Source organism: Methanococcus maripaludis C5 (assembly GCF_000016125.1).
Lineage (GTDB): Archaea > AGJL01 > Methanococci > Methanococcales > Methanococcaceae > Methanococcus > Methanococcus maripaludis_D.
In genome coordinates this window covers 1,117,092-1,135,703 of sequence record NC_009135.1, presented here as the reverse complement: position 1 = coordinate 1,135,703, position 18,612 = coordinate 1,117,092, and the positions used below count along the sequence as shown (strand labels likewise).

Sequence of the window (18,612 nt, the reverse complement as noted above, 5' to 3'; positions counted from 1 at the left end):
TAAAATTACTTAATTTTACCATTTTTGTTTTAATTTTTAGAATACATAATTTTGGAAATTTGTCCGAAAATAATTGGAAATATTGTTTAAAGATCGTACCAATCTCCAATTTTGACGAGTTCCTTTTTAATGTCGTCAACTGTAATTTTCAGGTAGTGCATTGTAGTGTTTATTGACTTGTGCCTTAAATATTTACTCACTTTTTCAAGCGGAACTCCATCATTTAACAGGTGTAGCGCCCTACTTCTTCTGAATGTATGGGTTGAAAACTCTTTATGAATTTTAGCGTTTTTAGTATATTTTTTAACGAGTTCCCAAGCATATGTCCGGTTTTTGAACTTAAAAAGTCGGTCATCATCTTTTAAATTGTTATCGACGATATGTCCGAAAATATCTTCGTTTAACCACTCTGGAATAACGCAGATTTGGAATGTTTCGGTTTTAGTGTCCAGTAATTTACAAACACCTTCGTTTAAATTTATGTTTTTTACTTCAATTGTTAGGAGTTCTGAGACCCTGAGTGCCATTCCATAGAGCATTTTAAAGAACAATTTATGTTCTGTAGAGTCTACCGAATCGATAAATACTTTTAACTCGTCTTTTGTGAGCCAGTCTTTACAATAGTGCCGTGTCATATTACCAACATAAATTTAAGTTCTTAAATTTTCTTAATTATTCTTTTAATATTGTATTCATTCTTTATATACTTATTTAGCCATTTTTAACCGTTTTTGTTTATATACATTAGTCTATATATTCAAATATATTTACATATAATTTTATTAACTCATTTATCTAAATATTAAAATATTTATTCATATAACTAAATAGATTCTATAATTACGGTATTTTGTCCGGATATTTTAAACTAACAATTTAGGTAAAATGTTAGGTGGTGAAAATAGCAGATTCAAAATCAAAAAATAGCTTTTTTGAGCTACAATTGCGTGATCAGGATGTAATTTTAACGAAAAAAAGATTAATTCTATTTTTAATTTTTAAAAAGTGGATATTAATTTTTTAAAATTTCTAAAAAAGGAATATTAAGTAATATTTTGATCAAAAAACAGTTAAAAACGGTTTTAGTAATAATAAATTTAGCAGCACAATTTAGTATTAATTTATTGATATATTTGTAATAAATGATTATTATAAATTAGCTCTATTTTTCATAAAGGCTGATGTTTTCCGGGTATAACGTATATATTACCCTATAGATAGATTATATTTTGCAATAGTTATCTGCTAAACGATATATAACAATAGTAAAAATTGATAAATTTGAAACTATTTTAATAGGGGTTAATGTCTAAGGGAATCGGATAAACACGGTGTTATATTTGGATTTTGGGGGAAATCACATTTCAAAATAGATAATTTCAGTTGGCCACATTTCGGGGGGCTTGTGGCTGATCATATTTTTATTTTTGAGAGCTTTTTTAGACTTAGCACGATTTTGGATATTTAAACCTTATTTTTTTATTTTTTTAGTTCAGTTAACAGATAACTTGATATAGGAGTATACAGTATTACTACTAGTTGGCGATGGATTGAATGTAAATCCTTTTGATCGGAAAGACTAATAGTCAAAGCCCAAATTTCTCCATGTCGTATGATTTATGAGGGTTTGACTACAACCTCGTGAATCATAATTTTGGGAGTTATTTTACTCTTTTTAATTAATTATGATTTTTTCAAAAGATTATTCAGAATTTATATTCGTATTCATTTTTGACGTAAAATTCAAAAAAGAGGATATACTATGGAAAGTTTTAAAAATTTAGGTCTATCTGACGAGATATTGGAAGCTTTAGAAAAGAAAGGCTTCACAACCCCTACTCCTATCCAAGAACAAGCAATTCCTATTTTAATTGAAGGAAAAAGAGACATTGTCGGCCAAGCTCAAACGGGAACTGGAAAAACCGCAGCATTTGGTATCCCTATTCTAGAAACAATTGACGAAAGTTCAAGAAACACACAAGCACTTATTTTAGCACCTACAAGAGAACTTGCAATACAAGTTGCAGAAGAAATCGATTCAATCAAAGGTTCAAAAAGATTGAACGTTTTCCCAGTATATGGTGGACAGTCAATTGACAGACAAATAAGAGAATTAAGAAGAGGAGTTCAGATTGTTGTTGGAACTCCAGGAAGGATCCTCGACCACATCTCAAGAAGAACAATAAAACTCGAAAACGTTTCATACGTAGTTTTGGATGAAGCTGATGAAATGTTAAACATGGGATTCATTGACGATGTAGAAGAAATCTTAAAATCAGTAAGCACTGAAAAAAGAATGCTTTTATTCTCAGCAACACTTCCTGACAGCATTATGAAACTTGCTAAAAACTACATGAGAGAATACGATATCATCAAAGTTAAAAGACAACAGCTTACAACAACCTTAACTGACCAGTCTTTCTACGAAATTCACTCAAGAGATAAATTTGAGTTACTTTCAAGAATTATCGACTTAGAAAAAGAGTTCTACGGTTTAATCTTCTGTAAAACAAAAGCAGACGTTGACGAAGTTTCAAGCAGATTAAATGAAAAAGGATACGCTGCAGAAGGTCTTCACGGAGATATGACCCAAGCACAAAGGGAAAAAACTCTTGATAAATTTAAAGGAAGAAAAATCAACGTTCTCGTAGCAACTGATGTTGCAGCAAGAGGAATCGATATCAACGACTTAACACACGTTGTAAACTATGATATTCCACAAAACCCTGAATCATACGTTCACAGAATTGGAAGAACAGGAAGAGCTGGAAAACAAGGTTACGCAGTTACATTTGTAGAACCTTCAGAATTCAGAAAATTCAAATACATCCAGAAAATTGCAAAAACTGAAATTAGAAAAGAAGAAGTTCCAGACGTTAAAGACATCATTGGGGCTAAGAAAAGAAAAATTGTTTCAGGAATAAAAGAAGTTTTAGAATCTGGAAAATACAACGACTGCGAAAACATGGCTGCTGATTTATTAGAAGATGCAGATCCACAAGAAGTTCTTTCAGCAGTTTTAAAATACGCATTGAAAGATGAATTAAGCGAATCAAACTACAAAAAGATTGGAAGAAATTCACAAAGATCTGAAGGAAGAGACAGAAGTGGAAGAAGCGAAGGTAGGGGAAGAAGATCATTCGTTGCTGGCGGAAACGTTAGGTTATTCGTAGCTTTAGGTAAACTCGACAAAATGAACCCTAAAAAATTAGTTGACCACATCTCAAGAAAATCCGATGTTAAAGGGAGAGACATCGACGATGTAAAAGTATTTGAGAAGTTTTCATTTGTAACCGTATCCTCAGACGATGCAGAAAGAATTCTCGATTCATTCAAGCATGAAAAAAGAGGAAGAAGAGCAATAGTTGAAGTTGCGAGCGGCAACTAATTACTCTCTTTTTTAACTTAAAATTATTTTAAATTCTTTTTTTCAATTTTTTAAACAGAAAATCTTTTTCGGAAATTTTATATTTTAATCAATATTATTTCGAAATTAAAATATACGTTTTTCAACATAATTTTATCAGAGTCGTTTAGGGGGCGGTATTTTTGAGCGTTTACGATTTTGATTTAAACCTTCAAAAAGTATTTTACAGTTATTTTAAGGATTTTAAAAGCGTAACCTGGAAAAAATGGTTAGATATATCGTCAGTTGAAGAATACGAAGAAGCAATTTTTAAAAATTCAGGACTTTCAAGAGATATTCTCGATGAAATTCATTTAAAAAAAACTGATCCAAAGGATTTTTCATTGAATCCTAAAACTTTTTTAAAAGACAGTCTCGAAAAAGAGGACATAACTGATTTATTTTTAAAAGATACTGCAATTGTAACACACACTTCTGGAACTTCTGGTGGAGATATTACAAAATTGAAGTGGTTTTTAATTTCTGATGATTTTTTAAAAAAGACCTGGGTTCCCGGAATGCAGGCGATATTTGAATCGAGTGGTTTATCAAAAAATAAGTCAGCAGTGATTTTTGTTCCAAGCAGGATCAAGGTTGACGGCTTATCAAAAGTTGATGATTTAAATCTTATTCGCCTTTACACGTCGGAGTTTTCTCAAAGGGTTGTTTTATCGCATATCCGCCCGTCTTCGTATTTAATCGATGAATACAAAAATGCGCTGAATATACTTACAATTTCAAAAATACTAACTCTTGATGATATTTCGGTAATTTCGGCACCTGCTGCAACGATTATCAAATGGGCAGATATTAATAAATTAAAAACAGGACTTGAAAAATCGATAAACTCAACTGACTTGAACAGTTTAGATGATGAAAATTCAGAAGCTTTCGAACTAAAAAAATTGTACGAAAGAATTGGACTTAACAATTTTGCAATTGATATTCAAAATAGGCTTTCAGAGGCCCTTAAAGATTCTGCGCTGATATTTAGTATAACTTCTCTTTCAAGAGACGAATGGTCGAAAATTAGGAAATTTATGGGCTGGAATGTTGGTGAAGAAAAGTTTACAAACCTTTATGTTGGAAGCGAAATCGGGCCATTTGCTGGCGGAATAAATAAAGAAGATAATTATCGAATGTATGTATTTCCTTTAACTTATCCTGTAATTGAAAGAAAAGGGAAAAAAGAATTTATTTCTAAAACAAAAGATAATTATGGAGTTTTACTTGTTTCAAGACCGGGTTCAATTCCATTAGTAAATATTGATACTGGTGATATAGTTACTATTTTAAATCAGGAAGGAATTCCAAAAATTTCTGGTGAAATTTTAAGGTCGGGATTTAAATTAAAATTAGAAATGAAACTTGAAGGTTTTCCAAAAAATACCGAATTTTTTGCTGGAGATTACTTTGATATTGGCGGAATTGAGGTATTCAATCCCCGAAAGATGGTCTCCTGTATGGGGCAGAGATTTGGATTGGAAAAAGATAATCCGGTACTTTTGGTTTCGGGAGAATCCTACAAAATGGTTTTACCACTTGAAAATAATAAAAACGTGCTTATCGACAAAATAAAAGAAGAAATGCCAAACTGTTCTATAGGGCAGGATATCGAAGAAGCTTTGAAAAATGATAAAATTTCAGTTGAAATGGGAAATACAAATGTTAAATCTTCAATCGATCACTCAGAACTTTTAGAAAAGGTTAAAAAGGGTGATCTACCAAAAGGAGTTCTTAAAAAATGGCCATTTTATATTTTAAACGTACCTGAAAATTCAAAAATTTAAAAAATCATTTTTCTTTTAAATTTTGAGCATGGAAAAGTATTTATAGAATAATCGCCCTTATTAAGTTGTTCGTGCGGAGATGGCCCAGCCTGGTACGGCGCGGGACTGCTAATCCCGTTACTCTCTGAGTAACCCGAGTTCAAATCTCGGTCTCCGCGTTTCTCTTTTTACAGCGTTTAAAGCTCTTTTATTTCGTATTTTACAAGACCCGTTATAACATTATAGTCTATTTTGATAAATCTCAATTTTACGCTAAAAGCCCCCATTTTGAGCAGTCAAAAGTCACGGGACTCGGATCCCGTTACTAGGAACTGACGTCAAATTATCGTTTTTCGCAGTCCCGTGTGTAGTTTTCGCAGTCCCGTGTACTTATATCAAAATTTTGGGACTAAAATATTATTCGCCACGAATAATTTTAATAATTTAAGCGGATAAAACTGTTAAAATGCTGTTTTACAGATTTATCCAATTTTAAATTTAAAATAACAAGTTAAAAAGTACTATTTTTAGCATTATTTGGAAATAATCCCTTTAAAATTCTATTATTTAAAATTCAAAAGTCACGGGATCTTTTAAGATTTTAAAAAATTAATTAAAAGTTAAAAAAGTAAATGGTATGTAAGGTCTATTCAATGCGATTATTCACTTAATATTATAACATAATCCGACATTTCTTCCAATCGGTCACGTATTTCTTCAAATTTTTTTTCAGGAATGTTTAGGATGTGGTTACTTTCAATATATAAAGAATCTTCATCTCCAAATTCTACGTTAAAGTATGCATATACCCCATTTAAAATATCCTCTTCTGAAATTTCTAAAAGTTTTACAAGCTGATCTATCCAGTTTTCAAATGATTCAATGTTTTTAAGTATGTATTGCCCATCATGAAGATCATCTTCATAAATTTTTGATTTAATATATTCTTTCAGATCTTTGTAATGTTTAAATATTGTAATATCCTCCTCAAGATCTTTGTAATGTTTAAATGTTGTAATATCCTCATCATATTCGTCTTCTTCATTATCATCATAGTAGTCATCATCTTCATCGTACCAATCATCATGTTCTAAACTAAATGGTTCAATCAACGTAAATGGATAATTAGGTATTTTTGGAGGACATTCTTTAAAATATGCGATATGATCTTCCATTATCCTGTTTTCAATAGGGTCATCTAAAACGTACGATTGATTGGAGTACACTGTTTTTTTAAAGTAAATATTAACTAATTTTTCAGAGTTTTTAATTTCGTAATTTTCCATAACTTATCACTTCAGTATTTGGATAATAAGTCTTAATTTTTAATTTAAAAGGGTAATTTGGGTTTAAAAGTGACAAATGGCATTTAACCATTTTGCACTTTGAAACTATTATTCACGGTCTAATTGTTTTTGAAGATCGTCTAATGTTTCCATATAAACCTTAAATGAATGGATATAACCCAGTGTAGTTCGCTGATCTTTATGCCCCAGAAAGTGCTGTATCTGTGGAATTGGCACACCGGCTTTATATAACGCATATGCTCGCCCGTGTCGTAACGAATGCAAAACTATATGCATATTATTTTCCATTATGCCTTCTTTTTTTAATTCCTTTACTAATTCTGTTATTTTACGTGATAGATGAGTTGTGGCTAATTTATCGTCCATTTCTTCTCTTTTTACTGATACCTGGATTATATAATCATCTGGTCCATTTTCGATATTTATTCGATTTAAATACTTGTTCAACATATCTAACGTCCCGTGTGAACAGATCACGGTTCTATTTTCTCCATTTTTCGTATCAAAAAATTTAAAACGTCCCGTTTTAAAATCACAATCTTTGTATGTTAAATTTAGAACTTCTGAAACTCTTGCTCCCGAATCCCATAAAAGCATTAGTGCAAGTACGTCTCTTACACGAGTTCTACTTGTACTTCTTATTATTCTTCGAATAATCTCATCAAAATGTTCTTTTAAAAGTGGATCGTAATGATCACTTTTCGTTGGTTTTTTTAGTCGGGGGATTTTCGCATTGTACTCGCTAAACTCATCAAAATTATCCAATTCGAGTAATAAGTAGAATGTTTTTAGAAGTAAGTAGTATTTCCAGATTGTATTTCTCGATAAGGGTTTGGAAACCTTTTTCGAATTATTTTTTTTATTTCGATTATCATGCGGTTTTTTAGTGTTTTGCAAATAATCAAAAAATTTAATAAAATCATTTTTAGTCATTTCATCAGGTTTTTTACCAATTTTTATAGTGTATCTAAAAAAAACAGGCAGTTTTGAAAGTTCATTTATTAAAGTACTTTGTGCTACTGCCCCTTTCCTTTTTTCTGCGTATAAATTTTTCCATTTTTCGATATACTCTTGATCTGATAACGTTTTTTCTTCATTTTCCGAATTATTTTCTCCAATAATGTTTGAATCGCCGATTCCTCGGGATTCAAAAAGATCTTTTTCAAATTCTGAAATGGTGACTGGTTTCTGTTTTTTTCCGTTTACCTTTTTTTTACTTTTTTGATCAGCATTATTTGAGGTAATATCTTCTAAAACGTCTTCTTTTTCAAAGTCAGAAACCATAATTACACCCTCACTTTATCTGTATGGTCCAATATTACGTAATTTAAAAGCGAATTTGTTAATTTTCCGTACTTTTCAACGATTTTTTTATCTTCTTCTGTTAAAGTTAAGCGGATTTTCGTATTTTTTTCCAAATGCGCCACTTCTGAAAGGATATCTAAATCAATACTGTCCAAATGCGCCAGTTCGTGGAGGAAAAATCTAAGTTCGAGAGGCGTAATTGCGAGATATATGCTAAATAAATAATTTTTCTTCATAGTTATGCACCATACTAATTTACCATCACAATCCATATTTTAAAAAGAAATTGCGACCTTTTTCTAATTTTAAATATTATTTTCGAAAGTTTTTCTCTCAATTCAACAATCTCGCTATTTTTTCCAATTTTATCGCTTTTCAAATATCTTCAAATCATTATTCGTAAAAATTACTACTCAGTGAAGAAATATCTAATTATCCACCGATCTTCGCAATATTTGGTAAGTCTTACACAATAGCATTTTTAAGTGGATTTATGGGGGATCATATGACCATTCCACTTTAATAATAACTTATTGTCGCTTACAATATTATGGTACTGTTTTTTTATATAATGATAACGTTTTGTTTTCAAAATAATCTGATTTTTGACTTAATTAAGACCTTTAATCGTAGTAATTACTACTAATTTACCAATCATTTCGTATTTACTTCACGTTGACATAACGGTCAATCATATACCATTTAGTATATGCTTCATAATTTTTAAAAAATAATTAAAAATAATTAAAAAATGTAATATTATTATGAAGATGTATGAATTATTCTGATTCGAACAGTTCTTTCAATGGTTTACCATCTTTATTTTTCCAACACTGTCGGCCGCTAACGTTTCCCCCAAACGCCACACATGCCGCTGAACTTAATGAAGAAAATACATAATCTTCTGTGAATATGTAAAACTTCCCATGCGGTGCAAGAATTTTATTTTTTATAAGATTTTGTTTTATATTTTTATTATTTTTAGTCATGCTGTCGCTTTCTTTTGCTTTTACGAGCGAACCTTCAAAAACTAGAACGTTATCGTTCAAAAATTCCCCTTTTGCAAGAATTTCTCCGTTTCGACTTAGATATATGAAATTTTCAGACTTTTTGTTATCTCTTAAAATTGGGTATCCCATGAGCGCCAAATACTCTGAAACATCCTTCATTAGTTTTTTAAGTGTATGCGACCCATTTACATTTTGGAGCGGGGTTTTGTTTTCATTTGAGTTTACTAAAATACAATCTGCTGTATTTTTTGCTCGATTTATTGAAATTCTTTCAATACATGCAAAGTACTCGTTTCTGATCGGTTTTTGTGAAATAATACATGCTGCACGCTTCCAATCGAAAAGTTCATTGGAATTGTGATTTGTAAGTCGAGACACTATATCTTCGGAATATCCAATATACACTTTATATTTTCCAAAATCATCCTTATCTCCAATAAGTACGTATATGCCAGAATATCTATCTTTTAAAGTTTTTAAATTTCTGAAATCGGCATAAAACTCACGTGGAATCAAGTATGATTCTAATACTGAATCAATAAAATCATATTTTATAATCCCATCAGTTGATCCTGCTACCAACGTTACCGAAACTTCCCTAGATCCATTTACCAGTTCTATCATTATTTATCACTCCGATCTCCCCCTCGAGATCATCGCAGCCTGGTTTTGTTATTCTGGAGCAGCTGCAGATAGATCTGTGCGCAAAGCACTATATATATTTATGTATACTGATTTTAAAATGAATATTATTTTTACGTGAATTTTTTACGATTTTTTTAAATTTCATGTCGATTGTTTATATATTGTACATTAATTATGTGCAATATATGCACCATATTTTTAGATTTTGTATGATATCTTATGCACTTGATTTTTTTAGAACGGCTAGCTTGATATATATACTCTTTAAGACATAGAAAATTTTGTAAAAACGTTTAGGTGATCTGAAATGAGAAATGAAGAATTTATTACTCATATTTTAAGAATCTCAAGTTCGAGAGATATAATATTGCTACATGGGTTAACGATTGGATCTGAAAAACCAATATAGCATTGAAAAAGTGAAATTCAAAAAAATATAATGGGGTGAAAATTTAGTTTGAAAAATAGATTATCAATAGATGGTTAAATATGGAAAAAAATGGGGGCATTGTAATTTTTAAATTAACAATCAAAAGTAACTTTAAAAAACAAAATACTAACTAATAATCAAATTGGCCTTTACTGGCGCAAGTTCTTCAAAACTGTAACGATTTTGGGATTTATTCTTTTAGCCTGCCCTAGTTTGGGGATTGTGGCCTATCTGGACTGAACTAACTTAATTTACTTATTTTGTCGAGTGTCGGCATTAACGGAAGAAAAACGAGTGTAGCGAAGCGTAACGAGTTTTTATTACGGTTAATGCCGAAGAGGTAACGGATCCCCGGAGTGATCCTGGCCCGATCCTAATATGGCGGCCGCTATTGCGGCCGCCTTTAGAAAAAATTTTTAGAGGTTTTTTTATGAAATTAGATTATTACGAAAGCTACCGCTTTCTTAAAACATATGGCTGCTATCGCAGCAAATAAATAATGTGTCAGCTACGCTGCCACGGTTTAGAAGGGTCGTCAGGCTATCGCCTTCCTCATGCCCTTACGGGCATAAGGCTTCGCCAAACTCATATCGTTACTTTAAAAAAGGAATTATCAATGGCTAGAAATAGAACAAGATCATTAAAACAGCAATTTAAGTTTTCAATCGTTGATTCATCATTTAAAGAGCATTTAGACAAACATTCGCTTAAAAAAGATGCTGAAAACGATAATTCGTGGAGAATTTATTCATATTCCGAAAAAAATAACCTTATGGACTTGTCAGCGAGTTTTTGTAAATTTTTAAATAAAAATCATGCCGAGATTAAACAAATAAAAGATATTAACGAATTACATGTTCAAGAATTTTTAAATTTTAAAGCCTCGGCATGTACTACTGAAACACTTTATAACTACAGAACTAGATTTATAAAAATTTCAAAGTGTGTAAACCATGCATTTCAATCATGTGCACTTGATTTTTCCAATACTGTGATCCCAATGTCCGGAGTTGGGAAATCAAAAAGAAAAATTGCGATGACAGAAGAACATGCAGAACTTTTGCTAAATTACTGTAAACATAGTGATGCGAAAGCCGCAATTGGCGTTAGATTCGCCTTAGCTTTTGGACTGCGTGTTTCCGAAGTTACAAAGATAATGTCGAAAGATATTGATTTGGATAATTTAAAACTGCACATTCATAAATCAAAAGGTGGGAGAAGCAGAAATATTCCAATTCCAAAAGAACTGGTTCCATTTTTATCGAATGTTAAAAATGAATTTGGCGAAAATCAGCGAATTTGCCCCTTGCGGAATGATTCGGTCAACAGATTTGTATATCGGGTTTTCGAGTTTCACAGAATAAATGACTACAAAGATGCAAGAACGTCTGTTCATGCCGCAAGAAAACTTTGGGCGCAGAAATTGTATGATAAACTTCGAAATGAGGGAAAAACAATAAAAGAAGCCTGTGAAGAAGTATCCGTTCAACTTGGTCACGGAAAAGATAGAAAAGATGTATTTAATAGATATATATCGAATATTTGGTGATCAAAATTTTGAAAGATACATTAATTTTTTTAAATAATATTTAATCGAAAAGTCCGATATACTGAAAAAATACGGCCAATTTGAGCTTTATTTTAGGAGATCGGACTTAGTCCGATACAAATCACACCGCAATTTTTAGGTACGACAGCATAATTTTCAAAAAATAAATATTAAAAACGACAGATCATCGAGATAAAGACATGAAATACCAGTCCGATAATAACTATATCAAAAAATACGTTCGTTTTGAAGTTGATTTTAAAAAAAGTGGAGGGAAAGGGATTTGAACCCTCGAACCGCTACCGGATCGGATCTTAAGTTCTACTGGGCTCGTCGGAGCCGTTTTCATTGTGCATTTTCAAAAAAATTCAATAATTTAATCAAAATCATCAATTTTTTGCAAAACTCGTTAACTCGATTCTCCAAATGGAACGTCGGACTAAGTCCGATGAGGTGAAAAAAACCGATGAGGTTGTTTTTGAGTTAGAATTCGATTTTTTAATTAAAACATTTCATTTCCAATTAAATAATTTTATATTTTTGATCTGCTAAATATTAAACATCCATTAAATGGGGATTAATTTAAAATTTTTCGGGTAATGGGATGGTTCAAAAAAATTATAAAATAGAAAGATACGTTCAAGAAAAAATAGATTCTGCAATGGAAAACGAGAATCTTTTAGATATTATTCTAACTTTGAAATTTAAAATGACATATAATGTAATTTATTGTTTGAAAAGTATGCAGTTCATTTTCAAAATAATTTCTATCGTTGCAGTATCATTAATTTTCGAAAAAATACTCTTCATTTTAGAGATAAATTCTCTCCCTGCTATCCCGTTATTTCAATATACTTTAGAAATTTCACCTTTTTTGTTTATATTTTCAGCATTAATCCTTTTTGAAATTTTTAAATTAAATTATTATGTTTTGAATTTCAAAGGGGCATTTAAAACATTGAATTATGATTGGCGTATGAGTTTTGACTTTTTTAAATTTTTATTAAATAGGACCATATTTACTCATGCATTTATATTCCTTTTAGGGAGTTTTTTAAAAGTTTTATGCAATATCATGCCCTTATCAATAATTTTCACGATTATTTATTCTATAATTTACATCATGATGTATCAGATCTATAATCCTTCAGATCTTTTTTCATTTTGGAGTGTTTTAATAATTGCACTCGGGATCCAAAAAATATATTTTATTCAATCCAAAGAAAAAATTCAAGAAATAACTTCAGAATTATCAAAATACAATAATTCACAGAGTGCACTGAAAAAAGAATTATTTATTGATTTAATAAAAGAATTAAACAATGAATATTTAAAATCAGAATCAATAGATGCAGAATCACACAGTAAAATTCAAACAAATCTTGATATTTTAGCTTATTCTGATGAAGAGTTTTACACTAAACTCAATGAATTATGTTATCAGTTTATAATAAATCCTGAAAAACTAAAAGAAAATTTAGAAAATCCTCTCAAAAATTTAATTTTTGAAATGTTAAATGCTTTAAAAAATAGGAAGCATGAGTATAAGTTTTTAAAAGAAACCCAAATTTTGTTTATATTTAATTTTGGAATTAAAATTCGAGAATTAATTATTAAATATTTATTTTGGTATGATTTGGATGATATGATTCAGAATGTTGAGGGAAATATATTAATGTCAAATATAGATGCTAAAAAAACTATTTTGGAACATTTGAAACAGATTGGAAATGAAAACCTGATTTCTACATTAACTAAGCCATTAAAAGAAATTAAAAAAGAATTAAAACAAAATACCGCTAAAATTTAGGTGGAAATGTGGAAAAAATTGATTGGAATAAATTTGGGTTAAATGGGGAAAGTCGGCAGGATTCTTTTGAAGACCTTTGCATGTTTTTATGTTGTAGAGAATTGGGCGTTACTAAAATAAATTCCTACAAAAATCAACCAGGCATAGAAACAGAACCATTTGAAGTTAATGGGAAAAAATATGGATTCCAAGCCAAATTTTACGAAACTGGGTACGATTGGAAACAGATTCAAAAATCGATATTGGGCCTAAAAGCTAAAAATTCAGATAAGAAAGGATTAAAAAAACAGTACCCAAACAATGTATTTGGAAAATATAACTTAAATGAAGTTATTATATATTCTAATGAAGATAGAACATTAGATGGGAGCAGTAAAACAGTCTATGAAAAGCGTATTGAAGATTTAGCAAAAAAATATGGCACTAAGGTAACATATATAACACATAAAGATATTCTCAGAAAACTTTCAAAACCATCAAACTTGGATCTGGCTCAGCTTTATTTTGGAATAGGTGATGAATTCCGGTTCATACAAAACAGCACAAATCCAAAAATTCTAACATTTTTACAATCAAAAGAGTACATGGATCTCCCATTTGTAGATTCATATAAAAATAGTGTAAATGTTTCAGAAAAAATCTTATCTGAGGGTAAGTTTTTTTTATTGACTGGGCATCCGGGTTCAGGTAAAAGTATATTTATGCATAAATTATTAACAGTATTTGGCGGATTGGATAAGGAAGGGATGGCAGAAGATACTAATGAATTTATTGAACCCGAAGTATCAGAAATGATCTCTGTTTTGATTAATAATGGTGCCATCCCTCTTTTGATAAATTTAAAAAGTTGTATTTCCGATTCATTGGAAAATATTATTCGGGGTAGGAAATACGACTGTATGATAAATGGTCAAAATTTGCATTTTATATATCTTTTTGATGGTCTTGATGAATTGGATGAAAATATTGTAGATAATGTACTTTTCCAAATACAAGAATTAAGTCAAAAAGTAGATACTGAAAAAATCATAATTTCGTGTCGTTCTGGAAATTTAAATAGATTACGAGTAAAAACATACCTTAAAAACCTTATAGAATATAATATAGATGAATTGGATGAATCATACCTAAAACAATATTTTGAAGTAAAAATGTCAAATTCAAAAAATGCGAAATTAGAAGAACTCATGGGGCATAATCAAAGCCTTATTACAGAAATTAAAGATGTTTTACTTATAAAATTAATTTGGGATACGATAGATGAACTTGACAATGATAGCACAATTATCGACTTATTTTCTAAAAAAATTAATCTACTCCTAAATAATCCTGAACATAAAAAAAATATTGAAAATTTAAATTTATTAAATTGTAAAAAACAGGCAATTATCAACTTAAATCAAGACATTGCTTTTGAATTACAGAATAAATTTCATTTTCGTCTTTCGCAGAAAGAGTTACAAGATATTATTTTAAACAAATATTCTCGTTTGGATTATAGATCCATAAATACCATTATAGACTACATTGCAGACTTATTTTTTGATAATTCTTCGCCAGCAGGATCCTCACAGAATGAAAACATATATACATACCAGCATAGGAGATATCAAGAATTCTTTTTTACTCAAAGATTAAAAACAGAATATGAAAATGACCCTAAAATCATAAGGAAAATGAAAATACTGGCCAATAGAGAATATTTTAAAAATTTATTTTTAACATATCTTAGAAAAGAATATAAAAAAGAGAACAATTTACCAGGTTTAGTTGAATTAAATCTTATTGAACATTATTTAGGAAAATATGAAGGTTTTGGAGTAAATGACGATTATTATATGGATTCAGAATCATTTATTCCTGCATTAGCATCTCAAGAGCCGGAAATTTTTGATGAGTTACTAGATAGTGAATATTTAGAAATTATACGTAAAATTTCAATCGATATTCCAGAATTGAAAAAAAAGTTCGAAAAATGGGCTGCTAACAAAACTGAGTATTATCCAAAAGATTATCTTGAAACAGTGTGGAAATATGGCATTCCCAATTTAATAAAAAACAGAGTATTGTTTTGGAAATCAGGTAAAAAGGACATATCTAATGAACTTAAATTGCAACTTGATGAAACTATTCGATTATACCAAAAATACGAATTTTTTGAGGATTTTGAAATAGAAATGAGCAGCATACTTGATGATCAACTTGAAAATTATATTTATTCCGCACTAGCAATAGGTAAAAAACCATTAAACGAAGTTTTTATCAAGTTCATACGGGGCAATTATAAAAATATTTCTGAAGTTAATTATAGTTACAAAGAATCTGGCAAAGAAAAATTAGTAAAATCATTTTTACGCATATGTTTAAGCGAAAATCGGAATGAACTGTATGAGTTAATCGATGATTTCGAAAATTACGAATTTATTATGTTATTGGACTTATTTAGACGTCCAGAGTATTTGCCAATATTTATAAACTCAGAATCAATTCATGAAAAAATCAGACAATTTTTACAAAATTTTAAAGACATCAATGAAAAAAACGTTTTTATTCTATTTTTTAAGAAATATTTTGACATAACTATCTCCAAAGACGAAATGGATATCGCAAAAGAAATGCTTTCCAAATTAAAAACCACCAGGGGTATTGAATTGAAAATGTATAATACCCCCATTAATTTTGCAAATATGTCCTATATTTTTAATGAAAATTCTTTTGAAAAGTTTCAAAAACAGAACCGAATTGAATCTAAATATTACTATGAATTAGGACTATATTCGGCACTTTTTAATGATTTTATTTTAGTATTGACTGGTAAAAAAGAAATTGAAAAAATTATTGGGGATTATATTAGATATATCAATAATAGAAAAGAACTCTACAAACCATACCTTGTAGAAACTATTTCGTTTTTATGGGCTAATATATTTTCATGTATTAATTCTGAAAAAGAATTGTTAAAATTAAAAAAAATATTGATCAGAAAAGAAAATAATATTGATTCCTTTAGTTTCTATGCTCAATTTCAAAGATTAGATTCTAAAAAATTCTCAAAAATTATAAATAGAAATGACCTATCTCAAATTGAAACTGATTTAATTCACTCAAATAATGATTTTTATGAGTATGTTACAAAATGCTTCACCATAAGTATGTTTTTTTCAAAAATTGATACTAAAAAATCAATATCTTATTTTGAAAAAGGAATACTCGAAGGATCATTGCGACATAAGTGGCATAAAGACATTATTATAAGCTATCTACTTGTGGAGTCATTAAGGATTTTGTGGGATAACCAGTGGGAATCTAACACAAAATTGGAAGAGTATACTGAAGAAGTTTTTAAACTTACTTTAAGAGTCATTGACATAACAGATGGGGATGAAACTAGACATGGTCCTTATGATCTTTTGGAATTAATTGCGGAATACAATTTAGATATGGCAGAAAGATTTAAAAAACAGCTTATTGAACATATTGGAAGACATAATATTTCCGATAGGGCAATTACCGACATACTCTTAAAAAAAATAAAATATGGTATGCCTATCGATGAAATTGAAAAAGGAATGGATGAATACATATTAAGACAAGGGTACGACGGAAAACCGGACTCTGAATATTATGAGCAGAAATTTTTAATATATCTAAATATTGCCAATTCTAAATTATATAACTCAGAAGAAAAAAAGAGCGCTTTTGAAAAAGCATATGGGCAAGTAGAAAAAGTAATTTCACACGATACCAACCATTTCTTGTCGGAGTTCCAATATAGTGGCGAAAAACATATCTTTAAAAAACTCTGTGAAAAATATAGAAAAAAAGACATTCTGAAATTTGAAGAATTTGAAAACACTTCGTTTTCCAAAAAAGAAAAAAATAATATTTCAGAAAAACAGTTTATTGATTTGGTTAAGGACTGTTCTAATTCAGAACAGATTGATGAAATATATAAACGGCTGATTGATCGTAAATATGATCTTGTATTAAAAAACACGGAATCTTGGAAAATATTGATAAATAAAACTTATGATATTTGCGGCAATATTCATCTACTGACAAATTATTTAAACGAAAATTACTATCCTGATACCATACATATATCTGCTGTTTCAAGGTACCTTCATTATGCATTGTCAGAAGCATTGAAAAATATGAATACACGAGAGGAAATATCGAATTATTTATTTGAAAATAGTGGTCATGCCGGTTTTTTTAATATTATAAAAGCGTATGAAGTTATTGGCAATAAAGAAATGTGTATTCGTTTATTTGATCGTTATTTAAGAGTATGTAAATTACTTGTGAAATAGTGGTATTTTAATATTTATTTTTAATATAGGTGCAAGTTTCTTAATTTTCTTCCAATTTAATGCAATTAAAATTAATTCTACCATAAAAATGAATGAAAGCCCATACCAGCGTATCGTACCCCAGTTGACATTATATATTTTAGAATCTTTTTCGAGATCATATCGTAATTCTGAAGTATCTCCAACAACCATCGTAACATTTTTTGAATATTTCCAATCTATTAAGGGGTAATGATCCACCACTTCTACGATGTACGTTTTTTCACCAAGTTTAAAATTAACAGAACCACTTTCATCGGTTGTTTTAGATGTAACCGCTCTTGGATCAGTATATCGACTATCAAGATTTAATAATAAACCGCTTTTAATTACAACATTTAGATCTTCAACAGGCTTTTCATCCCGGTATACGCTAACAGTTAAATTTCCACACTCAAAATACTCATCAGAAACATCAATTTTGTCAGAGGAATTGTTTGGATCATAACTTTCAACATATGACCATTGACCCTCAGCCCCTCGCTTTGTTGTGTTCATTTTTGAGTTATTATGGCTTGGCTCTACGACATATTTTTCCCCATTAACAAAATATTCTGCCCATGCATGGTCTTCACCAGGAACATGGACAATACGGGATTCATAACCTGATTTATTCATTAAATATGCGAAAGCATTTGCATATTCACCACAACATGCCATTTTATTATATAATATCCATGTTGCAGGCCCATTTCTTAAAAAAAGTCTATAATTCCCATCTATATTAAATACGCCTAGATTCTTAAGAGTGGTATTTCCATTGTTTCTTGTCCACATGGGTTCAAAATTTGTACATTCCCAATCGATAATTGCAGCTGCCAATTCTTCATGATTTTGCGGATTTTTATCATTTTCGATGCTGTTTAATACATCAACGGTTATCTTTTCGCCATATACATAATCGTAAGAACGTGGAATTGCCAAATACAATCCTAACAAAAGAATTAGAATTAAAATCCCTATTGCCATCCCAATTGAAACTCCTGTTAAAATGTCTTTAAAATAAGGAAATTTTGCCATTGTTAACCC

Annotated in this window: 11 protein-coding genes and 1 tRNA gene; 6 read left to right on the top strand and 6 right to left on the bottom strand. The window is 29.9% G+C overall.

Annotation, left to right across the window (positions count from 1 at the left end):
• Positions 1–86: 86 nt before the first annotated feature.
• Positions 87–635 carry a tyrosine-type recombinase/integrase gene (locus MMARC5_RS05995; protein WP_011868934.1) on the bottom strand — a complete coding sequence of 183 codons (549 nt, stop codon included), beginning with the start codon at positions 633–635 and terminating at the stop codon, positions 87–89.
• A gap of 1,127 nt (positions 636–1,762) precedes the next feature.
• On the opposite strand from MMARC5_RS05995, the gene MMARC5_RS05990 reads away from it, so the two are divergent.
• The 3 genes from MMARC5_RS05990 to MMARC5_RS05980 all read left to right on the top strand — a co-directional run bounded on the left by MMARC5_RS05990 (position 1,763) and on the right by MMARC5_RS05980 (position 5,354).
• A complete protein-coding gene (locus MMARC5_RS05990) occupies positions 1,763–3,388 on the top strand; it encodes a DEAD/DEAH box helicase (RefSeq protein ID WP_011868933.1) in 1,626 nt (541 codons plus the stop codon).
• A 161-nt stretch (positions 3,389–3,549) separates the two neighbouring features.
• Positions 3,550–5,196, top strand: a complete 1,647-nt coding sequence (locus tag MMARC5_RS05985) for a hypothetical protein (protein WP_011868932.1) — start codon at positions 3,550–3,552, stop codon at positions 5,194–5,196.
• A 73-nt stretch (positions 5,197–5,269) separates the two neighbouring features.
• Positions 5,270–5,354 (top strand) — tRNA-Ser (locus tag MMARC5_RS05980).
• A 480-nt stretch (positions 5,355–5,834) separates the two neighbouring features.
• On the opposite strand, the gene MMARC5_RS05975 is transcribed toward MMARC5_RS05980, so the two are convergent.
• From MMARC5_RS05975 to MMARC5_RS05960, 4 genes are all read right to left on the bottom strand, one after another.
• Positions 5,835–6,461: a hypothetical protein gene (locus MMARC5_RS05975; protein ID WP_011868931.1), complete on the bottom strand. Its 627-nt coding sequence runs from the start codon at positions 6,459–6,461 to the stop codon at positions 5,835–5,837.
• 108 nt (positions 6,462–6,569) lie between these two features.
• Complete coding sequence (locus MMARC5_RS09505; RefSeq protein ID WP_011868930.1) at positions 6,570–7,766, bottom strand: tyrosine-type recombinase/integrase; 1,197 nt, start codon at positions 7,764–7,766, stop codon at positions 6,570–6,572.
• 2 nt (positions 7,767–7,768) lie between these two features.
• Entirely contained in the window at positions 7,769–8,023 is a 255-nt protein-coding gene (locus MMARC5_RS05965; RefSeq protein WP_011868929.1) for a DUF2540 domain-containing protein, read from the bottom strand.
• Positions 8,024–8,566: 543 nt separating this feature from the next.
• Positions 8,567–9,421: a GIY-YIG nuclease family protein gene (locus tag MMARC5_RS05960; protein WP_011868928.1), complete on the bottom strand. Its 855-nt coding sequence runs from the start codon at positions 9,419–9,421 to the stop codon at positions 8,567–8,569.
• Positions 9,422–10,488: 1,067 nt separating this feature from the next.
• Between MMARC5_RS05960 and MMARC5_RS05955 the strand changes: the two genes are divergently transcribed.
• The 3 genes from MMARC5_RS05955 (at position 10,489) to MMARC5_RS05945 (ending at position 17,544) form a co-directional block, all read left to right on the top strand.
• The gene (locus tag MMARC5_RS05955) at positions 10,489–11,421 is read left to right on the top strand and encodes a tyrosine-type recombinase/integrase (protein ID WP_048058499.1); all 933 of its coding nucleotides are present in this window, start codon (positions 10,489–10,491) and stop codon (positions 11,419–11,421) included.
• A gap of 604 nt (positions 11,422–12,025) precedes the next feature.
• A complete protein-coding gene (locus MMARC5_RS05950; RefSeq protein WP_011868926.1) occupies positions 12,026–13,231 on the top strand; it encodes a hypothetical protein in 1,206 nt (401 codons plus the stop codon).
• Between the two features lie 8 nt (positions 13,232–13,239).
• On the top strand, positions 13,240–17,544 hold the full coding sequence (locus tag MMARC5_RS05945) for an NACHT domain-containing protein (protein WP_011868925.1): 4,305 nt from the start codon (positions 13,240–13,242) through the stop codon (positions 17,542–17,544).
• Here the strand turns inward: MMARC5_RS05945 and MMARC5_RS05940 are convergent.
• Positions 17,530–18,603 (bottom strand): transglutaminase-like domain-containing protein, encoded by a 1,074-nt coding sequence (locus MMARC5_RS05940; protein ID WP_011868924.1) that lies wholly within the window; start codon positions 18,601–18,603, stop codon positions 17,530–17,532. The two genes, MMARC5_RS05945 and MMARC5_RS05940, sit on opposite strands and share 15 nt — an antisense overlap.
• Positions 18,604–18,612: the final 9 nt, after the last annotated feature.

What these genes read in the sequence shown, in the direction of transcription:
- MMARC5_RS05995 (WP_011868934.1), bottom strand. Translation starts at nt 635, where the DNA reads ATGACACGGCACTATTGTAAAGACTGGCTCACAAAAGACGAGTTAAAA.
- MMARC5_RS05990 (WP_011868933.1), top strand. Translation starts at nt 1,763, where the DNA reads ATGGAAAGTTTTAAAAATTTAGGTCTATCTGACGAGATATTGGAAGCT.
- MMARC5_RS05975 (WP_011868931.1), bottom strand. Translation starts at nt 6,461, where the DNA reads ATGGAAAATTACGAAATTAAAAACTCTGAAAAATTAGTTAATATTTAC.
- MMARC5_RS09505 (WP_011868930.1), bottom strand. Translation starts at nt 7,766, where the DNA reads ATGGTTTCTGACTTTGAAAAAGAAGACGTTTTAGAAGATATTACCTCA.
- MMARC5_RS05965 (WP_011868929.1), bottom strand. Translation starts at nt 8,023, where the DNA reads ATGAAGAAAAATTATTTATTTAGCATATATCTCGCAATTACGCCTCTC.
- MMARC5_RS05960 (WP_011868928.1), bottom strand. Translation starts at nt 9,421, where the DNA reads ATGATAGAACTGGTAAATGGATCTAGGGAAGTTTCGGTAACGTTGGTA.
- MMARC5_RS05955 (WP_048058499.1), top strand. Translation starts at nt 10,489, where the DNA reads ATGGCTAGAAATAGAACAAGATCATTAAAACAGCAATTTAAGTTTTCA.
- MMARC5_RS05950 (WP_011868926.1), top strand. Translation starts at nt 12,026, where the DNA reads ATGGTTCAAAAAAATTATAAAATAGAAAGATACGTTCAAGAAAAAATA.
- MMARC5_RS05940 (WP_011868924.1), bottom strand. Translation starts at nt 18,603, where the DNA reads ATGGCAAAATTTCCTTATTTTAAAGACATTTTAACAGGAGTTTCAATT.